The organism is Pseudomonas sp. GLN_2 (genome assembly GCF_043106005.1).
GTDB lineage: Bacteria > Pseudomonadota > Gammaproteobacteria > Pseudomonadales > Pseudomonadaceae > Aquipseudomonas > Aquipseudomonas alloputida.
Map to the genome: position 1 here is coordinate 33,769 of NZ_JBICMC010000041.1, position 22,630 is coordinate 56,398.

18 protein-coding genes and 2 pseudogenes are annotated in these 22,630 nt (G+C 61.6%); 10 read left to right on the plus strand and 10 right to left on the minus strand.

What is annotated here, in order from left to right; genetic code table 11:
- Positions 1–19: 19 nt before the first annotated feature.
- From ACF8Q6_RS10685 to ACF8Q6_RS10700, 4 genes are all read right to left on the minus strand, one after another.
- A complete protein-coding gene (locus ACF8Q6_RS10685; RefSeq protein WP_392490759.1) occupies positions 20–970 on the minus strand; it encodes a TAXI family TRAP transporter solute-binding subunit in 951 nt (316 codons plus the stop codon).
- Between the two features lie 104 nt (positions 971–1,074).
- Positions 1,075–2,529 carry a TrkH family potassium uptake protein gene (locus ACF8Q6_RS10690; RefSeq protein ID WP_392490758.1) on the minus strand — a complete coding sequence of 485 codons (1,455 nt, stop codon included), beginning with the start codon at positions 2,527–2,529 and terminating at the stop codon, positions 1,075–1,077.
- Positions 2,530–2,896: 367 nt separating this feature from the next.
- Positions 2,897–3,538 (minus strand): 3-oxoacid CoA-transferase subunit B, encoded by a 642-nt coding sequence (locus tag ACF8Q6_RS10695; RefSeq protein WP_003251131.1) that lies wholly within the window; start codon positions 3,536–3,538, stop codon positions 2,897–2,899.
- Positions 3,539–3,546: 8 nt separating this feature from the next.
- Positions 3,547–4,242, minus strand: a complete 696-nt coding sequence (locus ACF8Q6_RS10700) for a 3-oxoacid CoA-transferase subunit A (protein WP_392490757.1) — start codon at positions 4,240–4,242, stop codon at positions 3,547–3,549.
- 1,906 nt (positions 4,243–6,148) lie between these two features.
- On the opposite strand from ACF8Q6_RS10700, the gene ACF8Q6_RS10705 reads away from it, so the two are divergent.
- Entirely contained in the window at positions 6,149–6,799 is a 651-nt protein-coding gene (locus ACF8Q6_RS10705) for a methyl-accepting chemotaxis protein (protein WP_392498815.1), read from the plus strand.
- Between the two features lie 214 nt (positions 6,800–7,013).
- Here the strand turns inward: ACF8Q6_RS10705 and ACF8Q6_RS10710 are convergent, their stop codons facing one another.
- From ACF8Q6_RS10710 to ACF8Q6_RS10720, 3 genes are all read right to left on the minus strand, one after another.
- A complete protein-coding gene (locus ACF8Q6_RS10710; protein ID WP_121783186.1) occupies positions 7,014–7,907 on the minus strand; it encodes an SMP-30/gluconolactonase/LRE family protein in 894 nt (297 codons plus the stop codon).
- Positions 7,908–7,933: 26 nt separating this feature from the next.
- A complete protein-coding gene (locus tag ACF8Q6_RS10715) occupies positions 7,934–8,752 on the minus strand; it encodes an NAD(P)-dependent oxidoreductase (RefSeq protein ID WP_014756026.1) in 819 nt (272 codons plus the stop codon).
- A 75-nt stretch (positions 8,753–8,827) separates the two neighbouring features.
- Positions 8,828–9,553, minus strand: coding sequence for an oligogalacturonate-specific porin KdgM family protein (locus tag ACF8Q6_RS10720; protein WP_012051859.1), 726 nt, complete (start codon positions 9,551–9,553; stop codon positions 8,828–8,830).
- 341 nt (positions 9,554–9,894) lie between these two features.
- Between ACF8Q6_RS10720 and ACF8Q6_RS10725 the strand changes: the two genes are divergently transcribed.
- The 8 genes from ACF8Q6_RS10725 (at position 9,895) to ACF8Q6_RS10760 (ending at position 19,934) form a co-directional block, all read left to right on the plus strand.
- Positions 9,895–11,049 carry a mandelate racemase family protein gene (locus ACF8Q6_RS10725; protein ID WP_014590404.1) on the plus strand — a complete coding sequence of 385 codons (1,155 nt, stop codon included), beginning with the start codon at positions 9,895–9,897 and terminating at the stop codon, positions 11,047–11,049.
- 69 nt (positions 11,050–11,118) lie between these two features.
- Positions 11,119–12,729: an ABC transporter substrate-binding protein gene (locus tag ACF8Q6_RS10730; RefSeq protein WP_392490755.1), complete on the plus strand. Its 1,611-nt coding sequence runs from the start codon at positions 11,119–11,121 to the stop codon at positions 12,727–12,729.
- Between the two features lie 68 nt (positions 12,730–12,797).
- Entirely contained in the window at positions 12,798–13,811 is a 1,014-nt protein-coding gene (locus ACF8Q6_RS10735; protein ID WP_017148229.1) for an ABC transporter permease subunit, read from the plus strand.
- 48 nt (positions 13,812–13,859) lie between these two features.
- Complete coding sequence (locus ACF8Q6_RS10740; RefSeq protein WP_392490754.1) at positions 13,860–15,470, plus strand: ABC transporter substrate-binding protein; 1,611 nt, start codon at positions 13,860–13,862, stop codon at positions 15,468–15,470.
- Between the two features lie 61 nt (positions 15,471–15,531).
- Positions 15,532–16,446 (plus strand): ABC transporter permease, encoded by a 915-nt coding sequence (locus ACF8Q6_RS10745; RefSeq protein ID WP_012051864.1) that lies wholly within the window; start codon positions 15,532–15,534, stop codon positions 16,444–16,446.
- Between the two features lie 11 nt (positions 16,447–16,457).
- Positions 16,458–17,297, plus strand: a complete 840-nt coding sequence (locus ACF8Q6_RS10750) for an ABC transporter ATP-binding protein (protein WP_012051865.1) — start codon at positions 16,458–16,460, stop codon at positions 17,295–17,297.
- A gap of 11 nt (positions 17,298–17,308) precedes the next feature.
- Positions 17,309–18,085 carry an ABC transporter ATP-binding protein gene (locus tag ACF8Q6_RS10755; RefSeq protein ID WP_392490753.1) on the plus strand — a complete coding sequence of 259 codons (777 nt, stop codon included), beginning with the start codon at positions 17,309–17,311 and terminating at the stop codon, positions 18,083–18,085.
- Positions 18,086–18,113: 28 nt separating this feature from the next.
- Positions 18,114–19,934 (plus strand): glycosyl hydrolase family 28 protein, encoded by a 1,821-nt coding sequence (locus tag ACF8Q6_RS10760; protein ID WP_392490752.1) that lies wholly within the window; start codon positions 18,114–18,116, stop codon positions 19,932–19,934.
- Here the strand turns inward: ACF8Q6_RS10760 and ACF8Q6_RS10765 are convergent.
- Positions 19,919–20,665 (minus strand): FadR/GntR family transcriptional regulator, encoded by a 747-nt coding sequence (locus ACF8Q6_RS10765; protein ID WP_012051868.1) that lies wholly within the window; start codon positions 20,663–20,665, stop codon positions 19,919–19,921. The two genes, ACF8Q6_RS10760 and ACF8Q6_RS10765, sit on opposite strands and share 16 nt — an antisense overlap.
- Positions 20,666–20,761: 96 nt before the next feature.
- Between ACF8Q6_RS10765 and ACF8Q6_RS10770 the strand changes: the two genes are divergently transcribed.
- Positions 20,762–21,490, plus strand: coding sequence for a FadR/GntR family transcriptional regulator (locus ACF8Q6_RS10770; RefSeq protein WP_392490751.1), 729 nt, complete (start codon positions 20,762–20,764; stop codon positions 21,488–21,490).
- On the opposite strand, the pseudogene ACF8Q6_RS10775 reads toward ACF8Q6_RS10770, so the two are convergent.
- Together ACF8Q6_RS10775 and ACF8Q6_RS10780 are read right to left on the minus strand one after the other, a co-directional pair.
- Positions 21,450–21,575: pseudogene (locus tag ACF8Q6_RS10775) on the minus strand (LysR family transcriptional regulator); the annotation flags it as partial. The gene ACF8Q6_RS10770 and the pseudogene ACF8Q6_RS10775 sit on opposite strands and share 41 nt — an antisense overlap.
- Before the next feature lie 90 nt (positions 21,576–21,665).
- A pseudogene (locus tag ACF8Q6_RS10780) lies at positions 21,666–22,627 on the minus strand (XdhC family protein).
- Positions 22,628–22,630 lie beyond the last annotated feature (3 nt).

The following is a 22,630-nucleotide window of genomic DNA, read 5'->3' on the forward strand; positions in this document are numbered from 1 at the left end:
CCATGGCTCGAGAATGTCATCAGGGGAGCAGGTTTTTCTCCTTGAAGTACCTCTCTGCTCCTGGATGGAGCGGAATGGGCAGGTTCTTGGCGGCATTCTCCGCCTGGATATCTTTCGCTGCAGCGTGAGCCGTGACCAGGCGAGGAAGGTTCTCGAATATCAGCTTGGTCATCTGATAGGCCAAGTCATCACCGATATCGGCGCGGGTGACGAGGATGTTGTTGATGGCCGCCGTTGAGACGTCCGCACTCTGACCATCATAGGTGTTGGCAGGAATGGTGGCGGGTTGGTAGGCGTTGTTGCCAATGCGGGTCACGACCTCGGCAGGGATAGGCACGAACACTACCGGCAAGGTCGCGGCCAGGTCTCGGATAGCCGCTTGACCAAGCCCTGAGGATTGCAGCGTGGCGTCAAGCTGACGGTTCTTGATCAGTTCGACGGACTCCGCATAGGGCAGGTATTCAACTTTTCCCATGTCCTGGTAGGTAAGCCCCGCGGCTTTGAAGATGGCGCGGGCGTTCAGTTCTGTCCCGGACTTGGGGGCTCCAACCGAGATACGCTTGCCTTTGAGGTCTGACAGGGATGTGATCCCAGACTCCTTGCTGGCGACGATCTGGATGTAGTTCGGGTAGGTGCCTGCGATGGCACGGAGTTTCTTCAAGGGCGTTTTGAATCCAGCCTCTGCATCGCCCTTCCAGGCATCTGCCACCGAATCCCCCAGTGCGAACGCCAACTCCCCTCGACCGGCTTGCAACAGGTTGAGGTTCTCTACCGAGGCCTTGGTGGCTTGCACCGTGGTCTTGCTGCCCTCGATGCCGTGGCTGTAGATCTGTGAAATGCCTACGCCTACCGGGTAATAGACACCACTGGTACCGCCTGTGAGGATGTTGATGAAGGTCGGTGCGGCCTGGGCAGCCGCGCTGGCAGCAAACAAGGTGCTGGCCAATGCCAGGCGAAGGGCTGGGTTCATGGCGTCGTTCTCCGCTTGTTGTTGTTATTCCTGCGCCAGTAAACCTAGAACGAATATGCTGTCCCTGCCCAATTTTATGGCTGATTGGCTGGATGGCCTCAGCTCTAGAATCGCCAGAAGACTGGCGAGACCAGTACCAGTACGGTGAGGATCTCGAGCCGTCCAAGCAGCATGCCAACCGTCAGCAACCATTTCGCTGCGTCCGGCAAGGAGGCGAAATTACCTGCTGGACCGATAAGCGTGCCCAGGCCTGGACCGACGTTGCACACAGCGGTGGCCGCCCCGCTCAACGCCGTCATCCAGTCGAGTCCTATCAAAGACAGGCCCAGGGCGATGACCGCAATGGTGACGGAGAAGAAGAAGGAGAACGTCAGCAGTGACCGTACGATCTCTTCATCGATGGGGTGCCCATTGTATTTCTTCGAGATCGTTGCCCGTGGATGGATCAACTGCTTCAGGCTGCTGACAAGCAAGGCAGCGGCCACCTGGAAACGGAATATTTTCAAACCGCCGGCGGTGGAGCCCGAGCACCCGCCGACGAACGTCAGGTAAAAGAACAGCATGATGGCGAAGCTGCCCCAGAGTGTGTAATCACCCACGGCAATGCCTGTTGTGGTTACTACCGAGGTCACATTCACCGCAACGATACGAAACGCATCCCACCAGGCCAGATCGCTGTGCAGGCAGAGCCAGGTTCCGACGGTGAGCCAGACGAAGACGAGAAAACCAATGAAACCGCGAACTTGATGGTCCTTGAGCAGGATGCCTCGATGGCCACGCAGGGTGGCGACATACAGCGTGAAGGGCAGGCTGCCGAGTATCATGATGACCACAGCCACCCAATGCACCGCTGGCTGCTCCCAATGGCCCAGCGAGGCATCCGAGGTAGAGAAACCACCGGTTGAAATCAGCGACATCGAATGATTGATGGCTTCGAACGGGGTCATGCCGGCAGCCCACAATGCCCCTGTCCCCAATGCAGTCAGGCCCAGGTAGATCAGCAGGATTATCTTGGCTGCCACATGCGAACGCGGCGTTACTTTGTCAGACCAATCCGAAGACTCGGTCTGGAACAGGCGCATGCCGCCCACGCGCAGCAGTGGCAGGATCGCCACGGCCATGCCGATAAATCCAATGCCTCCCAGCCAGTGCAGCAGGGAACGCCATATCAGTAGCCCCGGTGATGCACTGTCCAGACCTGTCAGCACGGTCGAGCCGGTGGTGGTGATTCCCGACATGGTCTCGAAGAACGCGTCCGTGTAACTGATGTGTCGAATGAACACCATGGGCAGCGCCGCGAATGCGCACACGATGACCCAGCTTGCCGTCGTAAGCAGATACATGTCCCTGGTCCGCAGTTGCGGTGTGTCGGGGACGCCGCGGGCCACCATGAGCAGGCCGACACACAGAACGATCAGGCTCGACCAGACGAATGCGCCGAGATCGTCGCTGCGGTCGTACCACAGCAACGTCAGCATCGGAATCACCATGCTGACGGCCAATGTGATCAGGAATACACCAATAATGAAGGCGATGAAACGCAATGCAGGCAGCGGCATTGAGGGAGCTCGTTGGGACAGTGCCGGCAGTATTGCTTGCTTTACGGTAATGTCGAGTAAAAAAGGCGTAAAGTCGTGGCCGGGGATTTTGCACGCCGCTGTCTGGCTCTCGCTCGATGGCTCATTGGGCTGATCTCTACGCGTGTTCCCGTTTGTCAGCGCCCAAACGGTTGGAAGAGAGGCCTCAAGGCCGCGCGCCCCCTTCGCAGGTTGGCGGAAACAGCGCAAGCCTTGTGTCGCGAAAGGGCTGCGGAGCAGCCCCTGGATTTCAGCGTGGATACACGAATTGCCGGGGCTGCCGTGCAGCGCTAGTGCGGCACTGTTGAGAGTGCCGCAGTGGGCATTGAAAGCTCGCGGGCTTTCTGGATTACTTGATCAGCGGCACGCCACTGAGTTTCTGCAGTTCGTCAAAGTCGATGTCCGCGCAGATTTCGACCACTTTCAGCCCTTCAGGTGTCACTTCCAGTACGGCCAGGTCGGTATAGATGCGGCTGACGCAAGCGATACCGGTCAGCGGGTAGGTGCACTCGGGCACCAGCTTGCTTTCGCCGGTCTTGGTCAGGTGGTCCATCATCACGAACACCTGGCGGGCGCCAGTTGCCAGGTCCATGGCGCCGCCTACGGCCGGAATCGAGCCTTCGGCACCGGTGTGCCAGTTGGCCAGGTCGCCCTTGACCGACACCTGGAAGGCCCCCAGTACGGCGATGTCCAGGTGGCCGCCACGCATCATCGAGAACGAATCGGCATGGTGGAAGAAGGCACCACCGGTCAGCAGGGTGACGTGCTGCTTGCCGGCGTTGATCAGGTCATCGTCTTCCTCGCCCGGCGCAGGGCTTGGGCCCATGCCCAGCAGGCCATTCTCGCTGTGCAGGAACACTTCCTTGTCGCCCAGGTAGTTGGCCACCAGGGTCGGTGCGCCGATCCCCAGGTTTACATACGCGCCTTCCTGGATGTCTGCGGCCACGCGTTGGGCCATCTCGGTGCGGGAGAGCTTTTTGGTGATGGTCATGGCAGGCCTCAGACAGCTTTGGCAATCGAAGAAGCGGTAGCACCGGTGACGGCGACCACGCGCTGGACGAAGATACCCGGGGTGATGATGTGTTCCGGGTCCAGTTCACCAAGTTCGACGACTTGGTCGACCTGGGCGATGGCGGTCTTGGCAGCCATTGCCATGATCGGACCGAAGTTGCGGGCGGCCTTGCGGTAGGTCAGGTTGCCCCAACGGTCACCCTTGTGCGCCTTGATCAGTGCGAAGTCGGCGTGCAGCGGCATTTCCAGCACGTACATGCGGCCGTCGATCTCACGGGTTTCCTTGCCCTCGGCCAACAGGGTGCCGTAGCCGGTCGGTGAGAAGAACGCACCGATGCCCGAGCCTGCGGCGCGGATACGCTCGGCCAGGTTGCCCTGCGGGACCACTTCCAGTTCGATCTTGCCGGCGCGGTACAGTTCGTCGAACACGTAGGAGTCGGACTGGCGCGGGAACGAGCAGATCACCTTGCGCACGCTGCCTGCCATGAGCAGGGCGGCCAGGCCGATCTCGCCGTTGCCGGCGTTGTTGCTGATGATGGTCAGGTCGCGGGCACCGGTGGCAATGAGGCCATCGATCAGCTCGGACGGCATGCCAGCCGTGCCGAAGCCACCGACCATGATGGTCGAACCGTCGGTGATCCCTTCCACCGCGCTGGCGATGGACTCGTACGTTTTATTGATCAAGGCGAGCTCCTGGTTGTTCCTGGAGTTGTGGTTGTCGGGCTGGCCGGAGCGCGTGAAGCGATGGGGCCTGTCAGCACTTGAAATGGCTTGCTGACTTTCGCTATAGCGTGCCGCAAGATAGGGCAACAGTAGAGAGGGTTTGGCTGAATTTGTGCGATTATCGAACTGTTGTGCGATCTGCGAGCAGTTCTGGAGGCTATTTGTCTCATTTCAGTTGAGTGCTTAAATCCCTCATTTTTGCCTTTGGCTGGTGCGTTTCGGGGTTTACCTGCCGGCATCTTGCACTGATGAAGTGCATCCACTCCGCGGGACGGCCGATTAATCACGCCTCCCGCCGTTGGCGTGCGACTTGCTATCAGATTGCCATTCGATGTCGCGTAGGGTGAAGATAATGTCGCTTTCCAGTGGTTCGATGCAGTTATCGTCGAGTGAAAAGGGTTGGCTGCCGTGGTTTGGCAAAACGGGCAAATTCAGCATGGGCTGGGCGTGCCGCCTTAATCGGGCCAGTTACCCGCAGGTCGAGCAAACGTTCGAAGCCATCGCCCAGACCCGCGTGCAGTTGCTGCATGAGTGGGTGCGCGAGCAGTGGGAACACCTGGCCGACCTGGCCGAGCAGGTGGCGCCCGGGCTCGCTCAAGTCGATAGCGCAATGTTGCGCAACACGCTGGCCCAGGCTGAGGACTTTTCCGAGCTGTTTGTCGTCGATGCCCACGGCATCGTCATCGCTTCGACCTGGCCCCAGCGTGGCACGCCACGCATCGAGCACTTGGCAGCCCTGGCGCAAGGGCTGAAAGCACCGTTTCTGCACGGGCCCTACAGCGACCCGCTGACCTTGCAGGTCGGCCCGTCTTCCTCGCGCTTCCACGATGAAGTCACGTTGATGTTCTACCAGCCCCTGATGCACGAGAGCAAAGTGCTAGGTTGTTTGTGTGGGCGGGTGCCCAACGATGTGCTGGGTGACTTGATCCAGCGCGAGGCAGGGCACATTTACCCCGAGTCGGGCGACAACTACCTGTTCATGGCGCAATCGCGCTTCGACCCTGGCATACAGCCCGGTACCGCGTTGTCCCGTTCGCGCTTCGAGGACGCCACCTTCACCCATGGCGAAAACCTCAAGAACGGTGTGCACACCCCCTGGACCACCGTGCAGGTCCAGCGTCATACCGAGCTGGAGCTTCGTTTCACCGACCCTTCCACGCGGGAACTGCACCCTGGCGTGAGGGAGACGATCAGGCGGGGTGCCAACCTGTTCGTGACCTACCCCGGCTATTCCGACTACCGTCATGTGCCAGTGGTGGGCAAGGGCGTGACCTTCCAGTTGCCAGGCTCACCCGACCGCTGGGGCATGATGTGCGAGGCAGATCTGGAGGAGGTCTATCGCCGCCGTTCGCTGAGCTACGGGTTGATGAAACCCTATGTAGCGATCATGGCGGGGCTGTTCGGCTGCAATTACTGGGTGCAGCACTATGCAGGCCTGCCGCAAGGGCTGACTGACGCGATCGAGGCCTTGAGCATGCTGGGCGCCACCTTGTTGTTCGGCGTGCTCGGGCCCAAGCGCCTGTCCGCCAGGTTGAATGGCATGAGCAGTGTGCTGTGCACCATCGCCGAGGGTGAAGGCAACCTGCGCCAGCGCCTGGATACCAGTACCTTGGCCAATGATGAGAGCGGCGACATGGCGCGCTGGATCAACAGCTTCATCGACCGCCTGGACACGGTGGTCGGGCAGGTGGTCAAGGCCAGTCGCACGGTCGGCAGCACCAACCAGATGATGCTCGGGCGCAGCCAGGAGGCCAGCGTAAGCTCCGCCGACGTGGCCGACGCCGTGCACCAGATGATGATCATCATGGAAGAGCAACTCGGCGAACTGCAGCAGGCCTCGGTCAGCGCCGAGCAGATGAAACAGGCCATGGACGATGTGGTCAGCCGCGCACGCGCGCAGTACCAGGCGGTGCAGGCGGGCACCCAGTCGATCCGCGATGTGGTGGCGCGCTCATCATCCAGCGTGCAACGGCTCGACAGCCGCATGGTCGAGATCGACAACATCACCGGGTTGATCAGCGAAATCACCAACCAGACCAACCTGCTGGCGCTCAATGCCGCTATCGAGGCGGCGCGGGCCGGGGAGCATGGTCGTGGCTTCGCGGTGGTGGCCGACGAGGTGCGCAGCCTGGCCGCACGCACCTCGCGTGCCGCCGACGACATTCGCCATATGGTCGAGAGCCTGCAGGGCGAAACCCGGCAGGCGGTAAGCTTCATGGAGCAGGGCGTGCAGGATGTCGACAACAGCCTGCGCCTGGCGGAGGACGCGTCTTCCGAAAATGTGCAACTGCACCAGGCGGTGGAGGGCATGTTCGCCATCATCCAGCAGCTCAACCGTCGCAGTGTGGAATACGGCAAGACGATCGAGCAGGTCAACCAGTCCTCCAGCGAGATGCGCCAGACCGCCCTGGTGCTGCAAAGCAGTGCGCAGAAGGTGAAGGTGGATGCTGGCAAGTTGCAGAAGCTGGTGGGGCAGTTCGAAGTCAGCGATGATGGCGAACGAGGCGTCGCTGCTTGAGTAACGCACCTGTCCGGTCATCGCCAGTTGATGATCGCCGTGGGGCTGGTGGCGGTGTTCATCCGTCGCCATGCTCGCCGGGCATACCCGCACGCCGATGCAGTTGTGCGTGGCGTTGCTGCTGATCAACGTTGGCTGGGTGCAAGCTCACGCCGCTGATCAGCATCTCGTCGATGGGCGCATTGCCCCTGAAACAGCCGCTGCCTGGCTTCATTCAGCCCTTGGCGATGGGCTCCGGCAAGCCTTTGACGCCTGGGTTCAATGCGAATACGCCACCGGCCAGGGGCTGGTCGCTCAGGTCGATGCCTTGCGGGCGAATCGACGTCACGAACAACGTTTCCAGTTGCGGGCCACCGAATGCGCACATGGTAGGTTTCTTCACCGGTAGCGGCAGGGCGCGGTCCAGCTTCCCGTCGGGAGTAAAGCGCAGTACCTGGCCGGCATCGATCGCACAGATCCAGTAGCAACCTTCGGCATCTACCGCAGCCCCATCCGGCCGGCCGGGGTGCTGGTTCATGTCGACGAAGACCCGGCGGTTGTGCGGGCTGCCGCTGTCGATGTCGTAGTCGAAAGCCCAGATCATCTGCACGCTCGGGTGTGAGTCGGAGACGTACATGGTTTTGCCGTCCGGGCTGAACGCCATGCCGTTGGGAACGGACAATGTGCCCAGCCGTGCCTGCAATGGCCCTGCCGTGCCATCTGCCATCGCGTCATACCGGTACAAGGCACCCACCGGTTCGGCGGCCATGCTGGTTTGCATCGTACCGGCCCAGAAGCGCCCCTGGCGGTCACAGCGCCCGTCATTGAAGCGCATGCCGGGCCTGGCGTGTTCGACACTGGCACGCTTGCCGGCCAGCAGACGGCCGTCTGCCTGGGGGGTGAGGTGGAAGATCCCGCTCTCCTGGGCCCCCAGCCAATGGCCTTGGTGGCTGCGGGCAATGCAGCCTAGCATTTCGTCTGCGGTCCAGTGGTGGGTCTGGCCGTCCGGTTGCCAGCGGTGCAGGCGGCCTGCCGGAATGTCCACCCAGTACAAGGCATTTTCCTGCGGGTGCCAGACCGGGCTCTCGCCCGTGACATTGCGTGCATCGATAATCAGTTCGGCTGTCATGGAAGCATTCTGCACTCTATCGGGTGTCAGTCGCCAAAAGGTCCGGCAGCGGTGAAGGCGCCACCTTGCAGATGAGCAGTCGGGTCATTCGCGGCGGGTTTCGGCTGCTGCTCCAGTGCCGGGCGGAAGCGTTCGGCACTGTCCTTCGGGTTGAAACCCAGGTGCGCGGCGTAGCGGTTGCTCCACCACAGGTCGCGGTTGGCGGAGACGCCATACACAACGGTGTGGCCAACGTTCTCGGCCAGCAATGCGCGCTCCACCAGGTGTGCCAGGTCGCCATAGCTCAGCCAGGTGGACAACATGCGCACATTGCGGGGTTCGGGGAAGGAGGAGCCGATACGCAGGCTGACGGTTTCGATGCCGTAGCGGTGGAAGTAGAACGTTGCCAGGTCTTCGCCGTAGGCCTTCGACAGCCCGTAATAGCAGTCCGGCCGGCGCGGCGAATGCGCATCCACTTGTTCGCCCTGGGGGTAAAAGCCGGTGACGTGGTTGGAACTGGCAAAGACCACGCGTTTGATCCCGTGCTTGCGGGCAGCCTCGTAGATGTGGAAGGTGCCGATGATGTTCGCTTGCAGGATTTCTTCGAACGCGCGTTCGGTAGAGATCCCACCCAGGTGCACGATAGCGTCTACACCGTTGGCCAGGGCCAGTACGCCGGCCTTGTCCGCCAGGTCGCAATGGATAACTTCTTCATGCTCGTCCTCGGCCGGTGTCATTGGGCTGATATCCGATACGCGCACGATGTCGGCGTGTGCTTGCAGTGCTTCGCGAAGCACGTGTCCGAGCCCGCCGGCGGCACCGGTGAGCAGCAGGCGGTTGAAGGGTTTGCGGGTGGTCGTGGTCATTGTGCTGGGGCCTTTTACGGAAATTGCATGAAGGTGCCGTGCAGGAACGACACCGGCATGGGCGGGCGGTAGCCCTTACAGGAAGTTGTACTGGATACCCAGGCGCCAACGGGCCTGGCGATCGTCCGTGTAACTGTTGACCTTGATGTCGCCCACCTCCATGAACGGTGCCCACTGTTTGTTGAGCTTGTACTTGATGATCAGGTTCTGCTCGTAGTCGCGCTTCTTGTTGTCGTAGCGGATGTAGTCGGTGGTGAAGTGGATGTACTGGTATTCGAATGCCCACGGGCCGCTGGGGGTATAGCCGAGCCAGCCTTCAAGGCGGGTGGTGTTCTGGTTGTCCTTGGCGCGGTCCGGCTTGCTGTGGTCAATCTGGTCGCGGTCGAGGTTGCGTGCGTCGTGGCGCACGCGGGTGGCGACGTACCAGGTGTCGCTGAGCTTGTAGTTGTACTTCAAGCCGAACTTGTAGGTGGTCGCATCCTTGGTGCTGTCCATCTGGAAGGCGGGGGTCCAGGTCGACCGGGGGCTCATCTTGTAGTTGTAGTCCACGGTGAACTCATGGCCGTTGTTGACCATGTTGTCGTAGGCGACGTCTTCGCGGTCGCCGGCAGTCTTGTATTTGATTTCTGCGGCAAACCCCAGGCCGCTGTCCTTGCGGTAACTCAGCTTTATCCGGTCGGAATGAATGCTGTCATCTTCGGTGAACGTGTGCCGGTAGTTGATGCTGGCGGAGTCTGCACAGGCGTAGAACGACAGGCCGAGCGTACTGGCGGCGATGAGGCGGCGAAGTGTGATGTTCATGCGATCTCTTTTTTTGTTTTTGTTGAGGACGTGATGAGGCGGGTGAGCAAGGTGGTCGAGGTGGTCAGCGCTCCGTGATTTTTAAAATAAGTTATCGTACGACTGTGGGGCTGTCTACGAATTATTGAAATGTTGTCTGATCACATTGCTTGATGGCTCTATTCGGCGTGTTTTAAGGGTGTTTTTGCTTTTCTATCGGGGTCTCATGATTGCTGCAGGCATCATGAATCGGAGGTTTTATCGGATTTTAACTGGCGCTTTTCAAATGTTGTATGATGACGTAGGATGACCCCGGAGCGTGACTCACTCGCCACAAATCCAATAAGAAGGCTCAGACGTCCATGATCATTACTGCTGTAACCGTCCAGGTATTTTCCTACCCCACGCGCCGCGCCGTAGACAGCGCCGGCCATGCCCACCCAGGTGATGTGACCCAGGCCAGGATGGCCCTGCTGCGCATCAGGACCGAGTGCGGCAGCGAAGGCTATGCGCTGGGCGCACCCGAGCTCATTCGCCCTTATGTGCTGGATAATTTCGTTCGCAAGGTGCTGGTTGGCGCCAATGCCTTTGACCGCGAAAAAATCTGGCACGACCTGGCGCACTGGCAGCGCGGTAGCGCCAGCCAGCTGACCGATCGTGCCCTGGCGCTGGTCGAGCAGGCGCTGTGGGATTGGGCCGGTCGCAAGCTGAACCTGCCGGTGCACAAGCTGATCGGCGGCTACCGCGACAAGGTGCCGGCCTATGGCTCGACCATGTGCGGCGATGAGCTGCCCGGCGGTCTGTCCACTCCGGAAGAGTACGGTCGCTTCGCCGAAACCCTGGTCAAGCGTGGCTACAAGGCGATCAAGCTGCACACCTGGATGCCGCCGGTGTCGTTCGCGCCCAGCGTGAGCATGGACATCAAGGCATGCGCCGCCGTGCGCGAGGCCGTGGGGCCGGACATTGCGCTGATGATCGATGGCTATCACTGGTACAGCCGCACCGAGGCCCTCACTATCGGCCGTGCCCTGGAGAAGCTCGACTTTGCTTGGTTCGAAGAGCCAATGATGGAAGACTCCGCCGAGTCCTACGCCTGGCTTTCCGGGCAGCTGGATATCCCGGTGCTAGGCCCGGAAAGCCTCGGCGGCAAGCACCTGAGCCGGGCGAGCTGGGTCAAGAACGATGTGTGCGACATCCTGCGTGCGGGGGTTGCCGGTGTGGGTGGCATTGCACCGTGTCTGAAGGTTGCGCACATGGCCGAATCGTTCGGCATGGATTGCGAGATCCATGGCAACGGCGCCGCCAACCTGGCGGTCGTGGGGGCAATCAAGAACTGCACCTGGTACGAGCGCGGTCTGCTGCACCCATTCCTTGACTACGACGAGGTACCTGCCTATCTCAAGCGCCTGGTCGACCCGATGGACGAAGACGGCTATGTGCACCTGTCGAACTTGCCTGGCCTTGGGGAAGACATCGACTTCGACTACGTCGAAACCAATACGCTGCAAAGCTTCTGATTCGTGCATGGCGGCACGCGTCGCTGCGTGCCGCCCGAGCGTCCAATAACTATAAGAAGGCGATCTCACATGAGCGTTATCCCCACACTCTGGGCGGGGGTCTTTGCTGCGTCTCTGGCGCTGACCTCGGTACCTGCTGCTTTAGCGAAAACCCCGGCGGATCAGTTGATCGTCGGTATGAGCATGATCAACCTGCTGTCCCTCGACCCGGCGGCGGCCACCGGGCTGGATGTGTCCGAGGTCAATGCCAACCTCTACGACATGCTGCTGGTGCAGGACGTGCGTCAGCCGGACCGGCTGCTGCCAGCGCTGGCAGAAAGCTGGCAGGTCAGCGATGACCGCAGGACCCTCACGTTCAACCTGCGCCAGGGCGTAACGTTCCAGTCCGGTAACCCGCTAAGTGCCGAGGATGTCGCCTGGTCGCTGCAGCGCGTACTCAAACTTAACCTGGCCTTGGCGTCGACCTGGAAGGCCTACGGGTTTTCTGCGGGCAATGTCGACCAGCACATGCGCGCTGTTGATGACTCAACCTTCGTCATCGAGCTACCGCGGCCGACTGACCCGTTGCTGGTGCTGAATACCCTGGCAACTTCGCCCAGCGCATTCATCCTCGACCGCAAGGTGGTGCAGCAGCACCAGAAGGGCGATGACATGGGCAGTGCCTGGCTGGCCACCCACGCGGCTGGTAGCGGGCCGTTCGTGCTCAAGGAGTGGCGCGCCAACGATGTCATCCTGATGAACCGTTTTGACGGGTACTGGGGTGGCCCAGCCAAGCTCAAACGCATCGTCATGCGCAACATGACCGAGTCGCAGTCACTGCGGTTGATGGTGGAGCGGGGCGACCTGGACCTGGCCAAGGGCATGTCCGCGCCAGACATCGAGGCGCTGGAGAAGTCTGACAATGTTCGTACCCAGACCGTGCAGCGCGGAACGTTGTACTACGTTGCCCTGAGCGTGAAGAGCAAACCCTACGACGATGTGCGCGTACGCCGGGCGGTTCGTTCGCTGATCGACTATCAAGGCATCAACCAGACCGTGATGCCGCACTATGGCCAGCTCAATCAGCGCCCGCTACCGCTTGGCCTGCCAGCAAGGCTGGATGATCCGGGCTATGCCCTGAACGTGGCCGAAGCGAAAAAACTGCTGGCCGAAGCGGGCTACCCCGAGGGCTTCAAGACCACCATCCGCGTGCTCACCGAGCCACCTTTCATCAACATTGCGTCCAGCCTGCAGTCGACCTTGGCCCAGGCCGGTATCAAGGCCACCATCGTCACCGGTACCGGCAACCAGATCTACGGTGCCATGCGTGAGCGCAGCTTCGACATCCTGGTCGGGCGCGGCGGCGGTGGTGCTGAACGGCATCCGCATTCAAGCCTGCGCACCCTGGTGTACAACCCGGACAACCGCGACGAAGCCAAGCTGAGCAACTTCCAGGGCTGGCGTACCTCGTTCTACAGCCCCGAGCTGAACAACCTGATCGAGCAGGCGGAAGTCGAACCCGACAAGGCGCAGCAATTGGCCCAGTACCAGCAAATCCAGAAAACCCTGGACGAGCAGGTGGGGGCCATCCTGCCTGTGTCGCAGATGACCGACACCGTGGTGCTCTACCACGATGTGCAGGACTACCAAGGCCATACCGCGGCCACCACCCGTTACAAAGACGTCTACAAGTCGCGCTGAGGTCAAGCCTGCGTGATTGGTGATTGCTTTTTCAGGAGCCTGTTATGTTTGCTTCGACTGCCTCTGTAATGGGTGCCCGTGTATCGGGTACCGCCCGCCGGGCCAGCACGGTGCTGGTGACCTTGCTTGGCCTGCTGGCGCTGACGTTCTTCATCGGCCGGGTCATGCCGCTGGACCCGGTGCTGGCGGTAGTTGGCCCGGATGCCGACAGCTCCACCTACGACCAGGTATACCGGGCGATGGGCCTGGACAAACCGATCTGGGCCCAGTTCGGGCTGTACTTGAACGACTTGCTGCACGGTGATTTCGGCAATGCACTGCTCACCGGCCACCCGGTACTCGACGACATCAAGCGGGTGTTCCCGGCCACCATCGAGCTGGCAACGCTGGCCATTCTGTTTGGCGTGCTGATCGGTCTGCCACTGGGCGTGGTCGCTGCCAGCAATCAGGGGCGGGTCGGCGACCATGTCGCACGGGTCATTACCTTGTTCGGCTATTCCACGCCTATTTTCTGGGTCGGCATGATGGGCCTGCTGGTGTTCTACGCCTGGCTGGGTTGGGCGGGTGGCGCAGGGCGCATCGACCTGGCCTATGACGGCATGGTCGATGAGGTTACCGGCCTGCTGCTGATCGACACGGCGCTGGCGCGTGACTGGGAGGCCTTCACCAGCGCGTTGCGCCATATCGTTCTGCCGGCGTTGATCCTGGGCCTGAACTCGGTGGCCTACATCAGCCGCATGACCCGTAGCTTCATGCTCGAGCAACTGTCGCAGGAATACATCATCACTGCCAGGGTCAAGGGGCTGTCGCGGCGCCAGGTGGTCTGGAACCACGCGTTCCGCAATATCCTCGTGCAGTTGCTCACGGTGGTCGCCCTGGCCTATGGCTCGTTGCTGGAGGGGGCGGTGCTGATCGAAACCGTGTTTGCCTGGCCTGGCTTCGGCCAATACCTCACCAGCAGCCTGATGCTCGGTGACATGAATGCAGTGATGGGCTGCGTGTTGATCATCGGCCTGATTTTCGTTGCGCTCAACCTGATAAGCGACGCCCTGTACAAGGTGTTCGACCCAAGGACCCGCTAATTCCCGCTCAGCGTGAACACATTGAATAACTATAAAAAAGGATGCGCCATGAAGACTGTATTCCCGCCGCTGCGTATGGCTTTGCTGGGCGCAGCGCTGCTGCTCGGCCCGCTCGCTGTGGTGCAGGCGAAAACCCCTGGCGACCAGTTGATCGTCGGCATGAGCATGGTCAACCTGTTCTCCATCGACCCGGCCAACGCGCCCGGCCTGGATGCCTCTGGCATCAATGCCAACCTTTACGACACGCTCATCAAGCGCGACCAGGGCAACCCGGACAAGCACCTGCCACAACTGGCTGAACGCTGGGACGTCAGCGAAGACGGCAAGCAGATCACCTTCCACCTGCGCGGTGATGTCCTGTTCCATTCCGGCAACCCGCTCACTGCCGAAGATGTGGCCTGGTCACTGTACCGGGTGATGAAGCTCAACTATGGCCTGGCTACCACCTGGAAGGCCTACGGCTACAGTGTCGAAAACATTCAAAAGCTGATCCGTGCGACCGATAGCCATACCTTGGTGATCGACCTGCCGCAGCCGACCGACCCGTCGCTGGTGATCGACTCGCTGGCTGTGTCCCCCAGCGCTGTCGTGGTCGACCGCCAGCAAGTGCTCAAGCATGAGAAGAACGGTGACCTGGGCGCGGCCTGGCTGGTCACCCATGAGGCGGGCAGCGGGCCGTTCACCCTGACCAAGTGGAGCGCCAACGATGCGCTGGTGATGACCCGTTTCGACGGGTACTGGGCAGGCCCGGCGAAGATGAAGCGAGTGCTGGTCCGCCACATGACCGAGTCGCAGTCACTGCGCCTGATGCTCGAACGCGGTGACCTGGACCTGGCCTACGGTATGGCTGCGCCGGATATCAAGGCCATCGAGAGTTCCGACACACTCCAGGTGCAAGCGTTGCAGCGCGGCACCCTGTACTACGTGGCGATGAGCATGAAGCAGCCGGAGTTTGCCAACCGCAAAGTCCGCGAAGCGGTGCGTAACCTGATCGACTACCAGGGCCTGGACCAGCAGGTGATGCCGCATTACGGCAAGCTCAACCAGCAGCCGATGCAGCTAGGGCTCGAGGCCCGGTTGCCCGACCCTGGCTACAAGCTGGATGTCGCCAAAGCCAAGGCACTGCTGGCAGAGGCGGGCTACCCACAAGGTTTCAATACAACCATTCGCACGCTGTCCGAACCTCCCTTCATTGATATCGCCGCACGTATGCAGTCGACCCTGGCTGAAGGTGGCATCAAGGCCACTATCGTCACCGGTACCGGCAACCAGGTGTATGGCGCCATGCGCGCGCGCAACTTTGAGATGATCGTGGCGCGGGGCGCCGAGCGTTATCCGCACCCGTATTTCAGCCTGCGCACCTTCGTCTACAACCCCGACAACAGTGACAGCGCTGGCCTGCCCAACTTCCAGGGCTGGCGAGCGTCGTTCTTCAGCCCCCCGCTGAATGACCTGATCGACCGGGTGGGGGGCGAGCGCGATGCGGCCAAACGCCTGGCCATGTACCAGCAGGCGCAGAAACTGTACGACGACGAGGTGGGGCCGATCATGATGATTTCGCAGATGACCGACACCGCCGTAAGCGCAGCCGACGTCAAGGGTTTCACTGGCGACGACGCCGAAGCCACCCGCTACCTGGGCGTCTACAAGCAACGTTGAGTACCGCCCGGGGGCTCACGGGTACCCCGAGCGGCCATGACTCCACATCGAGAACTTGCCGATGATTGCCAACATATCTTCTACCGAATCTACCGCCAAGCGGCAGGCCGATGCCCCGGCGTCCAGCCTTGAGGCCCTTGGCAAAAGCAGCCTGCGGGTGTTGCGCCTGCTGGTCCGCAACCCTATGACCCTGGCGGGCTTGCTGGTGGCCTTGCTGCTGGTCGTGGTAGCGGCCTTCGCGCCGTGGATCGCCACCCACGACCCGGTCATCCAGAACCTCGCCAACGCCTTGCAGGCACCCAGTGCCGCGCACTGGTTCGGTACCGACGAATACGGCCGGGATATCTTCAGCCGGCTGGTCTATGGCGCGCGTATCACCCTCTACATCATCGCCCTGGTGACGGTCATCGTCGGCCCGATCGGCCTGTTCATCGGCACGGTATCGGGCTACTTCGGCGGCATTGTCGATACCGTGTTCATGCGCGTCACCGACATTTTCATTTCGTTCCCCAGCCTGGTACTGGCGCTGGCCTTCATTGCCGCATTGGGCCCTGGCCTTGAGCATGCGGTGGTGGCTATTGCGTTAACCTCCTGGCCACCGATCGCACGGCTGGCCCGGGCCGAAACCCTGTCGCTGCGCAAGGCCGACTTCGTGGTGGCGGTCGAACTGCAGGGCGCGTCTTCGACACGCATCATCCTGCGCCATATCGTGCCGATGTGCCTGTCGTCGGTGATCATCCGCCTGACCATGAACATGGCCGGCATCATCCTTACCGCGGCGGCGCTGGGCTTCCTCGGGCTAGGGGCGCAGGCGCCTTTGCCGGAGTGGGGGGCGATGATCTCCACGGGGAGGCGCTACATGCTCGAGTGCTGGTGGCTGGTAGCCGTACCCGGTGCGGCAATCATGTTGGTGAGCCTGGCGTTCAACCTGCTGGGCGATGGCCTGCGGGACATTCTCGACCCGCGTAGCGAGTAACCGGAGGCTTTATGTCAGCAGTCAAACTCAATGTTGAATCGCTCAATGTGCGCTTCGTCAATGGCAAGAAAGTGATGCACGCGGTGCGTGATGTGTCCTTCACCCTGGGCCGGGAAAAGCTCGCCATCGTGGGTGAGTCCGGTTCGGGCAAGTCCACTGTGGGCCGCAGCTTGCTCAAGCTGCACCCCGGCAGCGCGCAGATCACCGCAAAGGCCCTGCAGTTCGGCGATGTCGACCTGCTCAGTGCCAGCGAAAAGACCATGCAGAAAATTCGCGGCCAGCGCATCTCGATGATCATGCAAGACCCCAAGTATTCGCTCAACCCGGTGGTGCGGGTGGGTGACCAGATTGCCGAGGCGTACCTGGCGCACCACAAGGCCAGCCGCAACGACGCCCGTGAGCGGGTGCTGCAGATGCTCGACAAGGTGCATATCCGCGACCCGAAGCGCGTCTACGATCTTTATCCGCATGAGGTGAGCGGCGGCATGGGCCAGCGCATCATGATCGCGATGATGGTCATCACCAGCCCGGAAGTGATCATCGCTGACGAGCCGACCTCGGCGCTGGATGTTTCGGTGCGCCAGCAGGTGCTCAACGTGCTCGAAGAGCTGGTGGTGGAGCAGCAGATGGGGCTGATCTTCGTTAGCCACGACCTGAACCTGGTGCGCAATTACTGTGACCGGGTGCTGGTGATGTACGCCGGGCGCGTGGTGGAGTCGCTGGCTGCCAGTGACCTGCACCGTGCCGAACACCCCTACACCCGAGGCCTGCTGGCCGCTTTGCCAAGCATGGACAACCGCCGCCCGCGTTTGCCCGTGTTGCAACGCGACCCACTGTGGCTCTCCTGCTGAGGTAACTGACCATGTCCATGATCCAAGCACACGCATTGAACCTGAGTTTTGGCGTTGGCGCCACGCTCAACCAGGTGCTGCACAATGTCGACCTGAGTGTCGAAGATGGCGAGTCATTTGGCCTGGTGGGGGAGTCTGGTTCTGGCAAGACCACGGTGTTGCGCTGCCTGGCCGGCCAGTACCGGCACTGGAGCGGAGCCCTGAGCATTGACGGCGTGCCGTTGCAACACAAGCTCCCCAAGGAGCACTTTCGCAAGGTGCAGATGGTGTTCCAGGACCCCTATGGTTCGCTGCACCCGCGCCATACCATCGACACTGCACTGCGCGAGCCGCTGGTGATCCACGGCATGGATGAGCGCAACGATCGCATCAACGACATCCTCGTCAAGGTAGGCCTCAACGACAGCTACCGTTACCGCTACCCGCACCAGCTGTCCGGTGGCCAGCGTCAGCGCGTGGCTATCGCCCGGGCGTTGATTCTTGAGCCTAGGGTGCTGTTGCTCGATGAGCCCACGTCGGCGCTGGATGTGTCGGTGCAGGCAGAAATTCTCAACCTGTTGTCCGACCTGCGTCAGCGCGAGAAGCTCACCTACCTGATGGTGACGCACGACCTGGGCGTGGTCAGCCATCTGTGTGACAAGGTCGCGGTGATGCAGCAGGGGCGTATCGTCGAGCAACTGGACTGCCAGGCACTGAGCCAGGACCAGGCCACCCACGATTACACACAAATGCTGGTGCAAGCCAGCCGCGACTTCAGTGCAGATCGTGCCCCGGCCATGTCGGCCTGAACCCGGCAATTACAAGGAAGACAAGAACATGCCGAATGCCAACCTTGCGCCCGCTTCGCGGGTGCGTGCTGCCGTGGTTGCTCTGGCCATGGGCAGCAGCTTGCCGCTGTGGGCCGTAGAGGCCCCTGCAAAGGTCCAGGTGCCGACGCTGGCCTACGACGACCGGCAGATCATCCTGGTGTGGGAAAAGCCCGCCAGCCATGCCGAGATCGTCGACTACCACGTGTACGCCAATGGCCGGTTGCTGGGTGCAAGCAACGCCAACAACGAGCAGGTGTCACCGGCCAAACCGTACATCGACCGGTTCTACGAGCAGGACCTGCACAACTTCCACCACCGCATCGCCATTCACAGCTTCACCGCCCAAGGGCTTGCCCCCGATACCGATTACCACTTCACCGTGCGCTCGGTCGATCGCAATGGCAAGGAGTCTGCTGACAGCCCCGTGGTTGTGCAGCGAACCACGGCCATACCGGCGCTGTTCAACGTGCAGCGCTACGGTGCCAAGGGCGATGGCAAGGCGCTCGACACGGCTGCCATTCAGCGTGCCATCGATGCTTGCAGCAAGGGCTGCAAGGTGTTGCTGCCTGCCGGCACGTACAAGAGCGGGGCGCTCTACCTCAAGAGCGACATGACCCTGGAAATCGCCGAGGGCGCTACCCTGTTAGGTTCCGAGCGTGCCGAGGACTACCCGCGCCAGGGCTATATCCAGTACCCGTATTCCACCACCGTGCGTCCGGCCTCGCTGATCAATGCCTTGCCGCGCGACCCGCGTGCGCATCAGGCCTTCGAGAATATCCGCATCGTCGGCAAGGGCACCATCGACGGCAATGGCTGGAAGCGTAACCCGGATGTGCTCGACGAGCGCGGGCAAGCCTTGCCCTTCTACCTGCCCAGCGACAACAGCCGCTACATGCACGATGGCGTGCTGGCCAAGGCTCAGGTGGAGCGGGCGGTGGCCGAGGGCATGAACGTCAAGGACGCCTACGGTCAGATGCGTTCCTCGCTGATTACCCTGCGCAATGTGAAAAACGTGTTCTATGGTGGCTTTACGGTGGTCAACCCGGCCTACCACGGCATCATGAACCTGGAGACGCAGAATGTGGTGCTGGCTAACACCACGCACCGTACCTACGACGCCAACAACGGCGACGGTATCGAGTTTGCCAACAGCCGCGGCGCCCTGGTGTTCAACAACTTCTTCGACACCGGAGACGACTGCGTCAACTTCGCCGCCGGCACCGGGGCGGATGCGGTTCACCAGAAGGCGCAGGAGGAGGCCTGGATCTTCAACAACTATTTCCGCAAAGGCCATGGCATGGTCGTGGCGGGCAGCCATACCGGCGCGTGGATTCAGCACATCCTGGCCGAGGACAACGTCTCCGATGGCACCGATGCCGGGCTGCGCATGAAAAGCACCAACTTCATGGGCGGTGGCGCACGCCACGTCACTTTCCGTGATTCGGCCATCCGCAATACTGCAAAACAGGCCTTCATCTTCACCCTGGATTACAACGACCCGAATGCCAAGCTCGATTACAAGCGCTCGGCGGTGGCGGGGCAGTTCCGGGATATCACGGTCAGCGACGTAAGCGTGGAAAACGCCCGCACCGCTGCCATCGAGGTGAAGGGCGATAGCAGCCATGGCGCCTGGCATCAGGGCCTGGTGTTTGAACGAGTGCGCTTTCGCGGGCCAGCCCCGGTGAAGATCGATGGCCTGAAGGACTCGCGTTTCGACGGGCTTCGCTTCACTGACACCGGGGGTGCCAACCCTTGGCAGGTGCAGGGCAGCCAAGGGCTTGTCTATACGGACGTAGAGCCCGCGCCGGGGCCTCAGGCCTCGCTGTAGAATGCCTGTAGCCGTTGCGCCTCACGCAGGCGCATACGGCTGTTGCTCAGGTGCAGGTACATGGCGGCGCGCGCCGCATCCACCTGGCGGCTGGCGATGGCGTCGTAGATCTGCTGATGTTCGGCGTTGATACCGGCCAGGTAGGTACTGCGGTTGCTCTGCCCGGTATAGGCAGAGTTCATGCGCGTGCGGGGGATCATCTTGGTGCCCAGGTGCTTCATGATATCGATCAGGTACTGGTTACCCGCGGCCTTGGCAATTTTCAGGTGAAACTGGAAGTCGGCGTTGGTCGTGCTGCCGGATTTTTCCGGGCCTTGCATCAGGGCTTCCAAGGCTTGCTGCAGTTCTTCGAGTGCCTGTGGCGTGGCCCGTTCGGCGGCCATGCCGGCGGCTTGTACTTCAAGGCTTAGGCGGTATTCCAGCAGGTCGAGTACATCGGACAGCAGGCTGATGGTTGCCGGCCCCACGTTGAAGCTCTCCGGTGCCGGCATGTCCAGCACGAAGGTGCCCACGCCGTGGCGGGTCTCGACCAGGCCCGCTGCCTGCATGCGCGACAACGCTTCGCGTACTACCGAGCGGCTGACGCCTTCGGTTTCGATCAGTGTGGCTTCGGTCGGCAGCTTGTCACCACGCTTGAGCGTGCCCTCACGCATGCGTTGGGCGAAGCGCTCGACCAGTGCTTCGGCCAGGCGGCGAGGCTGTTGAGGGGGGCTGGCGGTCGGGTTCGGCATTACTGTGCTCTTGTGTTGGCAGCGGGCAGTATAGTGCGTTTTGGCCCCGGGCAGCGGGTATACTCCGGGATCGTCCGCTTAGCAAAGGTTCGCCCAATGGCTTCTGCCACCCCGGAAAAACGCCTGAATCTCGCCCAGCAACTGGTGCATGACCTGTCGCAGCAGATTCTCTCGGGCGAATTGCCAGCGGGAAGCAAATTGCCCACCGAAGAAGCCGTGACCAAAGCGCGTGGCGTAAGCCGTACCGTGGTGCGCGAAGCCATGTCACGGTTGCAGGCCGAAGGCCTGGTAGAAACCCGCCGTGGTATCGGCACCTTCGTTGTAGACGCCATCCCGGCAGGTGACTTCCAGAGTGCCAACCCTGGAATGGGGGGCGCATACAACGAGGTGGCGATCATCGAGCTGCGGCTTTGCCTTGAAGTCGAGGCGGCTGCCATTGCTGCCCAGCGTGCCACCTCAGAGCAACTGGCTGCCATGCGGGCGGCGCTGGATGGGAGTGTCGCTACGCAGTCTGCACCCTGCATGCGTACCGACTTCGAGTTTCACCTGCAGATAGCCCAATGCACGGGCAACAGCTTTTTCATCGACACCATGACCCATCTTGGGCATACCTTGTTGGCTGCGGCCCAGCAAGCAGTGCCAGGTGGCGATGCCGAGCAACGGGCACTGGAGGCGCGGGAGCGTGAGCAAGTTCATGCCGCGATTACCCGCAAGGATGCCGGTGCTGCCCGCGCTGCCATGCGGCTGCACTTGGTCAACTGCCTGACACGTGCCCAGCGCGCGGTCAGCGAGTGTCCGAAAACAGATCGAACATCAATTGCCTGAGCCATCGGTTGGCCGGGTCCTTGATGTACCGTCTGTGCCAGAACAGGTCGATCTCGATGTTCGGCAACTTCACGGGTGGCGGCAGTAAGCAATGATTTGCAGGGCGACCTGAACCGGGCCAGTTGTTGGGGGGGGCAGTCGCAGGCTGCTTGATGGCTTGGGGCGGTGGCTGGCCTCACAGCGCATCCCGCGCCTTGCCCCGATACACCCGCAGCACATCCGCCATCACCGCCAGCGCGATCTCCGCTGGCGCCTTGCTGCCCAGGTTCAGCCCAATAGGCATGTGCAGCCGTTCTATCTGCTTGTCGGTCAGCCCGCCAATCCGCTGCAGCCGCTCGGCGCGACGGGCTGACGTGGCCGCCGAACCCATGGCGCCTATATAGAACGCTGGGGTATTCACCGCCTCCATCAATGCCAGGTCATCGATCTTCGGATCATGCGTCAGCGCCACAATGGCGGTAGCCGCATGGCAACCACCCGCAGCAATGAACAGCGAAGGCAGCACCCGATGCATCTGTGCGCCCTCGATTTCGACGTGCGCCATCTCCTCGCGCGGGTCGCAGGCGATGACCTCGCAGCCCAGCGTGCGAGCGATGTCGGCACAGGCTTGAGCGACTGGCGACAGCCCGGCCAGCAGCAACCGCAGGGCAGGGCCAATGCCGATGTAAATTGCGTCGTGGTGCATGCGCACGCCAGCACGGTTGTCGTCATGCACACTGAATTCACCCGCCGGCATACTGACTTTGCGCATGACCCGCTGCTGCCCCAGCAGTGCCCCGTGCAACGCATGCAGGTGCTTCAGCCAAGCGCCATCCGCCTGCCGCCGCTCCACCAATACCACCAGCACACCACCGCAAGGCAAGCGCAAGCGCTGGCTCTGTTCCTGGCCGTCTCCGTAATGCACCAACTGCGCCGGTTGGCTGAACGCACCGTGTCCCAGGCTGGCGAGGACTCCTCTTCCACGCAACCGCCGGATAATGACCCAACCCAATCCTGCGCGCTGCGGCAAGCCAGCATAGCCCCAGGCGAACGGGGTGCCGAGCCGTAGGTGGACAGCACCGTGCACAGCCACACCGTATCCCCGGCCCGGGCCCATTGCAGTGCCTTGTCGATCACCTGTAGGTCGAGATGCTGCATGTT